Here is a 12,880-nt window from a genome sequence, read left to right as displayed (position 1 = left end):
ATTCCGGGTCCCAAGTGAAGAAAGCCGGTACGCAACCGGGCGTGAAATTGACACTCATGTACTAGTTAGTACATAGTGAATCGCACCGGCACTGCCGGCCGCCATGACATCGAAGATCGTTTCCGGGGGATGGATGGAGAATGCAGCATCGGTAGCGGCCACTCCGGTCGCACAGACAGCCAGGCGGACCAGGGCCCGCTTGACCGTTCTGGCCCTGATCAGCGTCGGCACGATGCTCAACTACCTGGACCGGGCCGTTCTCGGTGTCGCCGCCCCTTCCATGACCCAGGAACTCGGGCTGGACGCGGTCGTGATGGGAATCGTGTTCTCGGCGTTCTCCTGGACCTATGCCGCAGCGCAGATTCCCGGCGGCGCATTCCTCGACAGGGTAGGCGCCCGCCTCGCCTACTTCTGGTCGGTTTCCATCTGGTCGCTGTTTACGTTGCTCCAGGGCTTCGCGGCCGGTCTCGCGTCACTGCTCACGTTCCGCCTGGGCCTCGGCGTCGCGGAAGCGCCCTGCTTCCCCTCGAACAGCCGCATTCTCAGCACGTGGTTTCCGCAGCAGGAGCGCGCACGAGCCACTGGCGTGTACTCGATTGGCCAGTACTTCGGCCTCGCGTTCCTGAGCCCCGTGCTGTTCTTCGTCGTGCAGACGATGGGATGGCGCGCACTGTTCATCATTGCCGGACTCGCGGGCATCGTGTTCGCCGGCATCTGGCTGCGGCTGTATCGCGAACCGCATGAGAGCAAGAGCGTCAATCAAGCGGAGCTCGATTACATCGAGGCGGGCGGCGGACTCGGATACAAGGGACCCGCCACACCCTTCGCCTGGCGCAACATCGGCAAGCTGCTCCGGCATCGTCAGATCCTCGGCGCATCGATCGGCCAGTTCGCCGGCAACTCCACGCTGGTGTTCTTCCTCACCTGGTTCCCCACTTACCTCGCTACCGAGCGGCAGATGGAGTTTCTCAAAGTCGGCTTCTACGCCGTGCTCCCCTTCATCGCTGCGTCGATCGGCGTACTGAGCGGCGGCTGGATCTCGGACATGATCATCAAGAAGACGGGCTCGGCGACGCTCGGACGCAAGCTGCCGATCCTCACCGGCCTGCTGCTCGCTTCCACCATCGTGGGCGCCAACTTCGTCGACAGCAACGACGTAGTCATCGCGATCCTGTCGGTCGCGTTCTTCGGACAGGGCATGGTCAATCTGGGCTGGACGCTCATCACCGACGTCGCGCCCAAGAATCTCATCGGGTTGACGGGCGGCGTCTTCAATCTCTGCGCGAACCTCGCCGGGATCGTGACGCCGATCGTCATCGGAGTCATCGTTGGCTCGACCGGTTCTTTCTTCGGTGCCCTCGCCTACATCGGTGTCATCGCAGCGATCGGTGCACTCTCCTACATCTTCATCGTTGGTGAAGTGCGCCGCGTCGAAGTGCACGAAGACTGATCGCGAATCAGTCTCGTGGACTGCGTGGTGTTGCCGAGGGACCGACTGCGCCGGGCGCGTTGACGGTCGAGAAGAAATCCATTCGTGCCTTGTCGAACGCGATGGTGCGCACCGGGTTGCCGAACTCCGTCAGCTGCTCACGTCGTGCGTCAAAGCGCGGCAGTCGCAGCTCCTTCGTATCCGGACTGCCCGTCGCAGCGAACGCCACGATCGCATCCGACATCCTCTGTGCCAGCATCCTGTCGTATTCCGTCCAGGCCCTAGTCTCCCGGATCCGGTTGTAGACATCCTGCGTCAACAGGAAAAAGGGAATCTCGCTCGAGTGATAGGCGCCGGCGGTTCCAGGGTTCAGGTCGGCGAACCGGGCTCCCGGGGCGTAGGAGTGCGGATGGGCATACATATATATGTAGACGGGAGCCCTGCCACGGGCCTGCTGCCCCAGGGCCCATGACCGGATGGACGTCGCCATGCCGCCGTCACGGGCGGCTTGTGCACCCAGCGCCGGCAGATCGTCATGCACCGGATACAGGCGCAGGAACTCCGGACTGCGGTCACCAAAGTACTTTTGGGCGGCCGCCCGGAATTCGTCAGCGCTGCGAGCGGTTCGCAGCTCATTGGAGCTTTCGTCGCGCGTGAAGCCGAGCAGGAGCGGCACATCGCTCTGATCGCCATTGGCGAAAATTTCCCGCGGCGTTCGTGGCATGAAGTGCGCGTCCAGATTCGGACGGAATCGCACCGTGCCGGCGGTTCCTCCGAGCTGGAACTCTGCTTGTGCGGCGAGAATGCGATCCGCAGGGACATTACGCAGATCGGCGAGCGAAGCCACCTTGAGAGCTTGCTGCAACTCGAGTCCCGACTTCTCTGCTTCTGTTTGAGTGACGGGGTCTGATCCGACACGCAACCCACCTCCGCTCATTCCTATGGCGCGGTGAAACAACCCCTTTGCAAGCGGCGATGCCTGCAGGCTGAACACGGAACCCGCGCCGGCCGACTGGCCCATGATCGTGACGCGACCGGGATCACCACCGAACTGGCGAACATTGCGCTGAATCCATTGCAACGCAGCCACCTGATCGAGGTAACCATAGTTGCCGGAAGCGCGATGCGGCGACTGCGCAGTGAGTTCGGGATGAGCCATGAATCCGAAGGCTCCCACCCGATAGCCGGCGCTGATATAGACGACGCCCTTCTTCGCGAGATTCTCACCCGAGTAGTTCGCCATGCTCGCGGAGCCAATCGACAAGCCGCCGCCGTAGAGCCACAGCACGACCGGCAGACTCGCCTCTGCATTCGCGTTCTCGGGCGCCCAGATATTGAGATAGAGACAGTTCTCGCTCGTCGCTTCCTCACCGAAGTAGTGGTTGATGTTGTGCGGCCGCAGGATCTGGATGCACTCCGGAGCGAAACGATCCGCGTTGTACGTTCCTTTCCACGGCGTCACAGGCTGCGGTTCGCGCCAACGCAGATCTCCTGTCGGCGGTGCCGCGAACGGCACGCCGAAGTAGGCACGCACACCGGACGCCAGCTTCTTGCCGGAGATCCCACCGCTGTCGATGGCAACTGGATCACCCGGAATCGGCGTCTCCACGATCTGTGCGAGAGCCCCCATCGCGAGCATTGACACACAGCCGACCAGGAACGAGAAGACGAGTCGCGTGCAGGATTTCATTGCTTTTATTCTCAGACCGTCACGTGCGTACGCTTCTGACCCGGCGAGTAGATATCCATGATGTTCCAGTGTCCCGTCGTCGGCACCGGCGCGTTCTCCATGATCACATCGAGGACGTAGGGCTTGCCGGACCGCACGGCATTCTCGAGTGCAGGCTTGAACTGCGCGGCCGATTCGATGCGAATGGAATCGACTCCATATGCCTGCGCAACTGCGGCGAAGTTGGGCGAATACGGCTTGCCGTCCTTCTGGAACACCGTGCCGAACGTCGTACCGTAGTGAGCCTTCTCCAGTCCGGCGATCGTGCCGAACGCAAGATTGTTCATGATCACCCAGACGACGGCAGTTCCCTGCTCGGCTGCCGTCGCCAGCACCGACGGGTTCTGACCAAAGCCGCCATCACCGACGAGTGAAACGACTACGCGATCCGGACAAGCTATCTTCGCGCCCAGTGCCGCTGGCGCGCCGAATCCCATTGTCGCGAATCCGCCGGGAGTGAGAATCGATCCCGGTTCATAGATCGGAAACTGCTGGCCGACACCGTTCTTGTTCCAGCCAACATCGGTCGTGATAAGGGCATCGCGCGGCAGAACCGCACGAACATCCGCGAGGATGCGCTCCGGTCGCATCGGGAACTGAGTGCTTGATTCCGCCGCGACATTGCCCGCCTTGAACGTGCGACGGTACTCCGCGATCTCGTTGACCAGACGTTCGTCGCAACGCGGCTGAGGCAGCATCGCGCGCGCAACGCGATTGAGCACGGACAGTGCCTGCTTCAGATCCGCGATCACACCCAGCTCGACGGGATAGTTGCGCCCGATCTCCGCCGGATCGATGTCGATGTGGATCAGCTTCGTCGGCGGCATGTTGAACGTGTACACGCCCTCCCAGGAGCTGCAGTCGGCTTCGCAGAAGCGTGTTCCCAAGGCGAGGATGTAGTCGGCGCCGCGACAGGAGTCGTTGATGTACTGAGTACCCCAGAAGCCGGTCATTCCCAGCGTCAGCGGATGATCGTCCGGGAGCGCGCCCTTCCCCATCAGCGAATGGGCAACCGGGATGCCGAGGTGGTCCACAAAGTCGCGCAGTTCCTTCGCCGCGTCCGCCAGCAGGATGCCGCCGCCGACGTAGAGCAGCGGCTTCTTCGCGCTGGTGAGCAGCGCAACGATCTTGCGTGCCGTCGCATCGTCGATGGACGGCTTCTGATAGCTCTGCGCATTGACCTTCACCCGGTCGAAGAGCCGCGGATCGATCTGTGCCGAGAAGATATCCATCGGGACCGATACGAGCACCGGCCCGGGCCGGCCGCTCTCCGCCAGATGAAACGCCTTGTCGATGATCTCCGGAAACAGGTCCGGCCGATCGACTCGCCACGCGCGCTTGACGAAGGGTCGGTAGATCTCGAACTGCGATGCATCGGCATGCAGGTTCACTTCCTGGTGCGGATGCTTACCGTAGTAGTGACTCGGCACATCCCCTGCGATCACGACCATCGGGACCGAATCGAGCGCGGCGTTCGCCACGCCGGTCGCTGCATTCGTCAGCCCCGGCCCGAGATGGCTCAGCACGACACCGGTCTTCTTCCGTGCGCGCGCATAACCGTCCGCCGCATGAGCCGCGATCTGCTCGTGCCGGGTGTTCACGAACTTGATGGAGCTCTTCTCCAGCGCGGCGAGCACCGCGATGTTCGTGTGTCCGCAAAGACCGAAGATGTGCTCCACACCTCGATCCTCGAGGTACTTCACGAGCAGATGGGCGACGAACTCTTTCATGGCTGACCCCTGACTATTGATCCGACAGCTTGCGATCCCGCGGACCGGTGTACGTGTATGGAATTTCCTTCGGCATCGGTCCCTTGATGCGATGCTGGTTCTGCATCTCTTCCCAGGCGTGCGCGAGAATTCCTACCGAGCGCGACAGGATGAACAGTCCGCGTCCCATCGGCGGCGGAAAGCCGAGCTCGCAGAAGATCACCGCGGTCACACCATCGATGTTCATCGGGATCGGCTTGTTGGTGCGGCGTCGCAAGGCCGCTTCCACCGCGCGGCCAATCGCTGCGTAGTGCCCTGACACGACCTGTTGGGAAGCCGCATTCGCGACCAGTCCAAGGAGCGGTTCGACGCGAGGATCGATGGGATGAAACCGATGACCGAAGCCCGGCACGATCTTCCCGTGCGCGCCAATGAAGCCGCCCAGCACGTCGTCCGCCACGTCAGCTAGCTCCCTCGTCCCATCGTGAGCGGCGGCAATCTGCTCGTAGAGCTCCATGCACTGCTGGCCGGGTCCGCCGTGAATGTCGCCGAGAACATTGATCCCGGATGCCATCGCGTTGTTGAGATCAACCCCGCAAGTCACCGCCATGCGCGCGATCGCGATCGAAGGCGCATGCGGTCCGTGATCCACTGAAGCAACCAGCGCTGCTTCCAGCAACTGCGCCTGCTGCTTCGAAGGCACATCGCCCCGGACCATCAGCCAGATCATCTGCGGGAACGTCAGCTTCCCAATGAGGTCCTGGATGGGATAGCCGCGTATGCCGATCTTGCCGGGATGGATGTCGATGATGTCCGTCGACCACCAAGCTTTCGCGCTGTCGAGCAGCGACTGCGCGTCGCTCATACTTCGCTCCTCGCATGAAAGGCCTGGATCTCGGCATCGCTGTAGCCCAGACCTTTGAGAATCTCGTCGGTGTGCTGGCCGAGCGCCGGCGGGCGCAGGTCCTCCGGCAGTGGCGCATTGGAGTACCGATAGCCGCCCTGCACGACAGAGATGTCCTTGGGCAGGCCCGGAACATCAGAAACCTTTTGAACCATCTTTCGATGCCGGATCTGCGGCAGGTCGAGCGCCTGCGGGACGCTGAGCACCCGGCCGGCCGGAACGTTCACGCGATTGAGCTGGTCCTCCCAATACTTCGCCGATTGCTGGCTCAGCTCCTTCTCGATCTGCAGCGTAAGCATCTCGCGATTTCGCAACCGCAGCTCGCGCGTCAGGAATCGCTGATCGCGCAGCAGGTCGGGACGCTCGATCAGCTTCGCGAGCGCCACGAACTGCTCTTCCGTGTTGGCGGCGATGTTCAGCAATCCATTGCCTGTTCTGAACGTTCCGGAAGGGGCCGCGGTGAAGTTCTCGTTCCCCATCGGCTCCGGATGCTTGCCGGCGATCAGGTAGTTCGAGACGACCCAGCCCATTGCGGCGATCGTGGAATCGAGCATCGATACGTCGATGAAGCGGCCTTCGCCTGTGCGCTCCCGGCCCACGAGTGCGCTCGAGATTGCGAACGCAGCGGTGATGCCGCCGACGCTGTCGCTCACCGGGTATCCGGCACGCAAGGGCGCCGTCGCGGAGTCACCGGTGATGCTCATCGCACCGGACATGCCCTGCACGATCTGGTCGTACGCAGGAGCGTCGCTCATCGGTCCGTCCTGGCCGAAACCGCTGATCGCGCAGTACACAAGCTTCGGGTGAAACGCCGACAGCGCTTTGTAGCCGACACCGAGACGATCCATCACACCCGGGCGGAAGTTCTCGACGACCACGTCAGCGCTCTTCACGAGCCGGCGGAAGATCTCCTTGCCACCCTCCTCCTTGAGATTCACGGTAAGGGACTTCTTGCCGCCGTTCTGCGCGAGGAACGATGCGCCCATCAAACGACGACTGAGATCGGCATCTGATCCAAGCTGGCGCGCGAGGTCGCCGGAACCGGGCACTTCGACCTTGATTACTTCAGCGCCCGAGAGCGCCAGTTGATACGAGCAGAACGGACCCGCGAGCACATTCGTAATGTCGATGACGCGGATGCCGGCAAGGACAGCTGCCATGGAACGATCTCTCCTTCGCTCAGCGACGGATGAAGGGATTGGCGACATCGAGCCCGGCGGACATCCAGACACACTTCGTGTCGAGATACTCGCGGATGGCGTCGATACCGGATTCGCGTCCGATGCCCGAACGCTTCATGCCGCCGAACGGCGAAGTGAAGCTGGTGGCGCGATAGTTGTTGATCCAGACGGTGCCGGCCTTCAGCTTCTCGCTCATCAGCAGGGCGCGCTGCAGATCGCGCGTCCAGACCGCTGCCGCGAGGCCGTACAGGACGTCATTGCCGATACGAATGGCATCCTGCTCGTTCTCGAAGGGAATGACACTGAGCACCGGACCGAAGACTTCTTCCTGCGCGATGCGCATCCGGTTGTCGACGTTGGTGAAGATCGTCGGTTCGACGAACTGTCCGCCACCTAGATCCGAGCGAGGCTTGCCTCCGAACGCGCATGTCGCGCCTTCGGCTTTCGCGATCTCGATGTACTTGAGGACCTTTTCGAACTGCGGCCGCGTTGCGACTGGGCCCATCTGGGTGTCGGGCTGCGTGGGGTCGCCGAGCTTGATCGTCCTTACGAACTCTATGAGCCGCGCGACGAATGCATCGTGAACCGACCGCTGGATGAGTAGTCGGGAGCCCGCCTGACAACTTTGTCCTGTCGCTGCAAAGATTCCCGAAACGACGCCCTTGATTGCCTGATCGAGATCCGCGTCGTCGAAGATGATGTTGGGCGATTTGCCACCGAGCTCGAGAGTGACGGTCTTGAGACCGCGGGCGGCCTGTTCGTAGACACGAATGCCCGCGGCTTCGCCTCCCGTGAAGCCGATGTGCGCCACGGCGCCGTGGTTGACGAGCGGACTGCCGACTTCCTCACCGAATCCAGTGACGACGTTGACGACGCCATCCGGGAAGCCCGCGAGCTTGAACAACTCCGCGAACTCCAGAATCGCGCACGAAGTGAACTCGGACGGCTTGATCACGACCGTACAGCCGGCAGCCAGCGCCGGTGCAAGCTTCCAGCTCGTCAGCGTCAGCGGCGAGTTCCAGGGTGTGATGATCGCAACCACACCCTTCGGCTCGTAGCGTGTATACGCAAACACGCCCGCCTTGTCGGTCGGGATGACGTGGCTTTCCACTTTGTCGGCGAGACCAGCGTAGTAATGGAAGTACTCCGCCATGTACTTCACCTGCGCGTTTACCTCGGCGACGAGCTTGCCGTTATCGCGCTGCTCGATCTGCGCAAGCCGCGGAGCGTGCTCGACAATCAGGTCTGCAAGCCTACGCATCAATGCACCGCGCTGGCTCGCAGTCAGACGCCCCCAGGCCCCTTCGCTGAAGGCTCGTTTCGCCGCGCTGACGGCTTCATTCACATCCTCACTGTTGCCTCGCGCCACTTCTGCCCAGGCTTCGCCTGTATACGGGTTGTCCGTCGGAAAGTACGCGCCGCTCGATGGCTGCGCGGTTCGCCCGTCGATGTAGTGGTCGTATTGCTTCATGTGGCCTGCTGAACGTAATCCGCGCACTCGCCCGCCGGCATGACGGGCGCCCCCACGCCGGAATCGTCCGCGAAGAGTAGCCGGTTATGGACGAACTAGTCCATCCATATGTACCATCTGGTTCATCGAATCGAAGGGCCGCGAGAAAATTCCCCGCAATGCATCACGAGTTCTCTCTGGCATATCTGTCCGTCTTCGGTCTTGCGCCGCCGGAGATGATTACGGTCGCATGGCACGCCGGATACGACTACGTAGGGCTCCGGCTGCAGCCAGTCGTCGACGCGGAACCGGTGTTCGCGCTGGCAAGCGATCGCAGTCTTCTGCGCAAGACGAAGAAGCGACTCGAGGACAGCGGCGTTCGAGTACTGGACGTCGAGCTCATCCGCCTGACTCCGGATTTTGACGTCGCGGCTTTCGATGCCCTGCTCGACATCAGCGCCGATCTCGGCGCGCGACACATCATTGCGCAAGCCGCCGACGTCGAGATTTCTCGGGCGGCGGATCACCTCGGTCAACTGTGCGACGCGGCGCGACCGCGAGGATTGAGCATCGGTCTCGAGTTCGTCACCTGGACAGAGACGCCGGACCTGGATCGCGCGTCACGCATCGTGGGCGCAGCTCAGCGCCCGAACGCAGGACTTCTGATCGACACCCTGCACTTCTCGAGATCACGGTGCAGCGTTGCCCAGCTCGCCGAGCTACCGCGCGAGTGGTTCCGGTATGCGCAGGTCTGCGATGCGCCGAGACAGTCGCCGGAATCCGTGGACGGGTTGATCCACGCAGCGCGCAACGATCGATTGTTTCTGGGCGAAGGCGGCCTCGACTTGTCGGGGATTCTGGGCGCGCTTCCACCCGAACTCCCCTACTCGGTGGAAATTCCCAGAACCGCCCTCGCCCGTGTTATCGGGGCCCAGGAATGTGCACGTCTCGCCCTCGTGACCGCGCGCAAGTTCATTCGCGAGCTTCATCATCCGGCGTCGATACCCGGGCTGCAGGCACCGGCCGCCGGCAGTCCCTCGTCCCGATCCTCACATCACTGACCGATGCGACCTTCCCGATTCGTTCTGCCGCGCGTCGAGACGACACGGCAGGCACTCAAACTGTGGTCGATGGAAGAAGTGCGTCGCCTGCGAGAGCTGGCGGAAAGTGGAGTCGAGTTGCAAGAGATTGCAGCGAGCCTGCGCCGATCGGTCGCAGCGGTCCGCAACAAGGCAGCGATGCATGGGATTTCGCTGATGCGGACCAGGCAGGCCACCTAGAGCAGCGGGGTCGCGACTGAGCGCGACCGTGCAGCCTCCCCACAAAGGGAGGCTGCACGCAATGCCTGCTAGAAGTTCATCTGCAATCCGAAGTAGTAGTAGCGACCGATGATGTCGTACGTTCCGGGCTGAGTCTGACCAATCGTCCCGCCCACGATCGGCGGCTCCTCATCGAGCAGATTGTTGACGCCGCCCCGGAACAGGAACATGTCGTTCAGGCGATACGACAGTGTCGCGTCATACAGATCGTAGGAAGGCACGCCGGGCGCCGGGCTCGCCGGCCGCGTTACCGACGTGATGTCGTCCATGGTCGGGAGATGGCGCCAGCGGATGCCGCCTTCGAAATTCGGCAGCCGATACGTGAGCGACAGCAACGTCTTCCAGTCTGGAATCGGAATGCCGCCGTTCTGTGTACCGTCGATGGTTCCCGCAAACTGCTGCCACGCCGATCCTGCGAGCAGCTGGACTTCATACGACTCCGTGTAGTTCGCCAGCAGGCTCACATCGAGGCTGCCCGGCCCCGCGGGGATCTTCCAGTCGAGCTGGGCATCTATGCCGCTGGTACGCAGCCCACCGAGATTGAAGTACGGCGTCGCGACAGTATCGACACCGCCAGTCGTGCCGTTGCGATTGATCATCTGGCAGTAGGCATTGCCGGCGTCGTACGTCGGATTGCTGCCATCGAGGTTGTAGCACTTGCTGAGTGCCGTGCCTCCGGCGATCGGCCCGATGACGTCGGTGATGTCGATGTCGTAGTAGTCGACGGAGAACTGCATGTCACGGACCAGCGCCGCATCGAACTCTGGCCGGAACACCACACCGAGAGTCACGGTGTCGGCCTCTTCGGGCGTCAGCTCGATGTTGCCGCTGTTGATTACGCCAATCGCGACCGTCGTGTACTGATACGTGTCCGCGATCGGTGTCGGAATGCCCGTCGCGATACACAGTGCGCGCACAGAGGCTGCGTTCGCACCGCTTCGCGCCGATGACCGGACGTCGCATGGATCACCCTGTCCCGGCGGCGAACCGATCTGCGCCTGCGCGCCGAGCTGGTTGTACAGCTCGCCGATGTTCGGGGCACGGATTGCGTGCTCGAAACCGCCGCGAATGGTGAAGCCTCGGAACGGCTCCCAGATGCCGTCAGCCTTGTAAGTCTCCACGCGGCCGGAGACATCGTAGTCGGACGTTCTGAAGCCCAGACTCAGATCGAGCTTGTGAGCAAACGGCTTGTCCGCAAGAAGCGGAACCAGAAACTCGATCGCCGCTTCCTTCACGTCGCTCGAACCTTCGGCGGGATACGTCTGCAGCGTTCCGATGATGTCGAGGTTCTCGCGGGACGGATCCGGATCGAACTCGAACTGGTTGTCGCGCGTGCTGAGGGTAAGGGCGAATTTCACGTCGCCGGCGGGCATCGAGAACAGCGAACCGTTGAGGTTCGCCTCGAAGATCGTCTGCGTGAGCTGCGTGTAGTCGTGAGTCTCGGCCTCCAGGTACGAGCGACATTCCGCGGACACGCTCGTTGATTCAGCGAGACTGAATGGGTTGAACCCACCAGCGCAGATCGATGTGCCACCGTCCGCCGCATACAGGAGATTGCGCATGCGCGAGTTCAGGATCGCCTTGTCCTGAGTTTCGACGAGGTCCGTGGAGTCGTACGACCCATAGACATCCCATCGCCAGTCCTTGAATGGCAGGTTGCCGCGCAGGCCGAGGATGTACTGGCCGACCGTGAAGTCCGACGGGAACTTGCGATCCTCCAGGCCCATGAAGCGCTGGTTGATGGTGAAGTCCGCGTTGGGATTCGGTCGCGACGCAAGGATCGTGCGCAGGTCGGCCGGAATGAAGGGATTGGTCACCGGCACAGTGGGAACGACGTAGAGTGTCGGCGTCCAACCCACCTGCCCCGTCGCCGTCGTTTTGTTGTAGAGGAACTGGCCGTAAGCCGTCAGATCCTGCGTCAGGTCGTAGTCGAACTTGCCGAAGAACGATTTGCGCTCCATCGGATTGACGATGTACTCCTGATAGGTCACCGGCTGGCGGACGGTACCGCCCGTCGTGCTGAAGTACTCGGTCGTCGGACCGCGATAGTTCACGGCACCGATCTGGCCGAACAGTGTCCGGTCGTCGTTGATGCCAAGGCTGCGCGAGTTGAGCACTGCGCCTGGAGCGACGCCGTAGGTCGAGAACACGCCATTGACAGCGGCTTGCGTCGGAAGATTGGTCGGCGACGGAATGAACGTGCCCTGCGCGATGAACGACGACAGCACGCCGAGCTGATAGAAGTCGCGCTCCTTGCCGAACAGCTCTTCGCGATCCGTATAGCCGGCGGAGAGCAGGACACTGCCACGCCCTCCATCGATCGCGAAGCCCGCGGTGATTCCGACATCCGTGGTGTTCGCATCGCCGCGGTCGCTGATGCCGGAGCGGATATCGAGCTGAACTCCATCGACGTCGTTCTTGCTCTTGAAGTTCACCACGCCGGACATGGCGTCTGAACCGTAAACAGCGGATGCACCGCCGGTGATCGTCTCGACACCCTGCAGGATGAATTGCGGGATCAGGTTCACATCGACCACGGCGTTCGCGTTCGACAGCGGCAGACGGCGACCGTCGAGAAGAACCAGGTTGCGCGTCTCTCCGAGGCCTCTGAGGTTCAACGATGCACGGCCCGCGAGCGCAACGGCGCCGATGGTGCTCTGCGTCTGGCCCTGCACGAACTGCGGCAACTGATTGAGCGCGCTCTCGATGTTGACGGTACCCGTCTGCGTGATGGCGTCCTCGCCGAAAGTCACGATCGGACTCGTCGAGGAGAAGTCGGCGCGGGAAATGCGTGATCCGGTAACGACGATCTCCTCGAGCTTCGAATCGGATGGCGTGGATTGCGGCTGCGCCTCCTGACCCACCGCCGCACTGCTCGCGAGCATCGCGAGCAGCGATGCCCGGGTGACCGCTGATGTTCTGTTACGCATTCACTTGCCCCCTGTGGTGTCGATTCTGTTGTTCTGCCCACACGCCCATGCGTGCCGGCACGGACCTGATTGCGGGCGAATGTACGAACCAGTACGTGGGCGTGTCAAGCCTGCCGGCCGCGACGATCGGGGCGGCATGACGAGCAACCGCGGGTGTTAGCGTTTTCATGCGCCGCGATCCAAGGGGTATGGCAGCGCTCGCGACAGGGGTCGCGCCGCGGCAAAACTC

General features: G+C 62.3%; 9 protein-coding genes. 3 read left to right on the top strand and 6 right to left on the bottom strand.

The window, feature by feature from the left end; translation table 11 throughout:
* Positions 1–103: 103 nt before the first annotated feature.
* Positions 104–1,450, top strand: a complete 1,347-nt coding sequence (locus HNQ60_RS11865; RefSeq protein WP_407676442.1) for an MFS transporter — start codon at positions 104–106, stop codon at positions 1,448–1,450.
* Between the two features lie 7 nt (positions 1,451–1,457).
* Here HNQ60_RS11865 and HNQ60_RS11860 read toward each other — a convergent pair whose 3' ends face one another.
* From HNQ60_RS11860 to HNQ60_RS11840, 5 genes are read right to left on the bottom strand one after another with little or no spacing between them, the layout of a single operon-like run.
* Positions 1,458–3,119: a carboxylesterase/lipase family protein gene (locus HNQ60_RS11860; protein ID WP_184332012.1), complete on the bottom strand. Its 1,662-nt coding sequence runs from the start codon at positions 3,117–3,119 to the stop codon at positions 1,458–1,460.
* 11 nt (positions 3,120–3,130) lie between these two features.
* A complete protein-coding gene (locus HNQ60_RS11855; protein WP_184332010.1) occupies positions 3,131–4,888 on the bottom strand; it encodes a thiamine pyrophosphate-binding protein in 1,758 nt (585 codons plus the stop codon).
* A gap of 13 nt (positions 4,889–4,901) precedes the next feature.
* The gene (locus tag HNQ60_RS11850; RefSeq protein ID WP_184332008.1) at positions 4,902–5,732 is read right to left on the bottom strand and encodes a citryl-CoA lyase; all 831 of its coding nucleotides are present in this window, start codon (positions 5,730–5,732) and stop codon (positions 4,902–4,904) included.
* The gene (locus tag HNQ60_RS11845; RefSeq protein ID WP_184332006.1) at positions 5,729–6,931 is read right to left on the bottom strand and encodes a CaiB/BaiF CoA transferase family protein; all 1,203 of its coding nucleotides are present in this window, start codon (positions 6,929–6,931) and stop codon (positions 5,729–5,731) included. The genes HNQ60_RS11850 and HNQ60_RS11845 overlap by 4 nt, the downstream gene beginning before the upstream one ends.
* Before the next feature lie 19 nt (positions 6,932–6,950).
* Entirely contained in the window at positions 6,951–8,423 is a 1,473-nt protein-coding gene (locus tag HNQ60_RS11840; protein WP_184332004.1) for an aldehyde dehydrogenase, read from the bottom strand.
* Positions 8,424–8,581: 158 nt separating this feature from the next.
* On the opposite strand from HNQ60_RS11840, the gene HNQ60_RS11835 reads away from it, so the two are divergent.
* Together HNQ60_RS11835 and HNQ60_RS11830 are read left to right on the top strand one after the other, a co-directional pair.
* Entirely contained in the window at positions 8,582–9,463 is an 882-nt protein-coding gene (locus HNQ60_RS11835; protein ID WP_184332003.1) for a sugar phosphate isomerase/epimerase family protein, read from the top strand.
* Between the two features lie 3 nt (positions 9,464–9,466).
* Positions 9,467–9,682, top strand: a complete 216-nt coding sequence (locus HNQ60_RS11830; protein ID WP_184332002.1) for a hypothetical protein — start codon at positions 9,467–9,469, stop codon at positions 9,680–9,682.
* Positions 9,683–9,750: 68 nt separating this feature from the next.
* Here the strand turns inward: HNQ60_RS11830 and HNQ60_RS11825 are convergent, their stop codons facing one another.
* Positions 9,751–12,651, bottom strand: coding sequence for a TonB-dependent receptor domain-containing protein (locus HNQ60_RS11825; RefSeq protein WP_184332000.1), 2,901 nt, complete (start codon positions 12,649–12,651; stop codon positions 9,751–9,753).
* Between the last annotated feature and the right edge of the window lie 229 nt (positions 12,652–12,880).

It is taken from the genome of Povalibacter uvarum (genome assembly GCF_014202975.1).
GTDB lineage: Bacteria > Pseudomonadota > Gammaproteobacteria > Steroidobacterales > Steroidobacteraceae > Steroidobacter > Steroidobacter uvarum.
This window is presented reverse-complemented; position numbering and strand designations above follow the sequence as displayed.

Excerpts from the sequence above, each read along its gene's own strand:
- HNQ60_RS11840 (WP_184332004.1), bottom strand. The coding sequence starts at position 8,423 with ATGAAGCAATACGACCACTACATCGACGGGCGAACCGCGCAGCCATCG.
- HNQ60_RS11835 (WP_184332003.1), top strand. The coding sequence starts at position 8,582 with ATGCATCACGAGTTCTCTCTGGCATATCTGTCCGTCTTCGGTCTTGCG.
- HNQ60_RS11860 (WP_184332012.1), bottom strand. The coding sequence starts at position 3,119 with ATGAAATCCTGCACGCGACTCGTCTTCTCGTTCCTGGTCGGCTGTGTG.
- HNQ60_RS11825 (WP_184332000.1), bottom strand. The coding sequence starts at position 12,651 with ATGCGTAACAGAACATCAGCGGTCACCCGGGCATCGCTGCTCGCGATG.
- HNQ60_RS11865 (WP_407676442.1), top strand. The coding sequence starts at position 104 with ATGACATCGAAGATCGTTTCCGGGGGATGGATGGAGAATGCAGCATCG.
- HNQ60_RS11830 (WP_184332002.1), top strand. The coding sequence starts at position 9,467 with ATGCGACCTTCCCGATTCGTTCTGCCGCGCGTCGAGACGACACGGCAG.
- HNQ60_RS11850 (WP_184332008.1), bottom strand. The coding sequence starts at position 5,732 with ATGAGCGACGCGCAGTCGCTGCTCGACAGCGCGAAAGCTTGGTGGTCG.
- HNQ60_RS11855 (WP_184332010.1), bottom strand. The coding sequence starts at position 4,888 with ATGAAAGAGTTCGTCGCCCATCTGCTCGTGAAGTACCTCGAGGATCGA.
- HNQ60_RS11845 (WP_184332006.1), bottom strand. The coding sequence starts at position 6,931 with ATGGCAGCTGTCCTTGCCGGCATCCGCGTCATCGACATTACGAATGTG.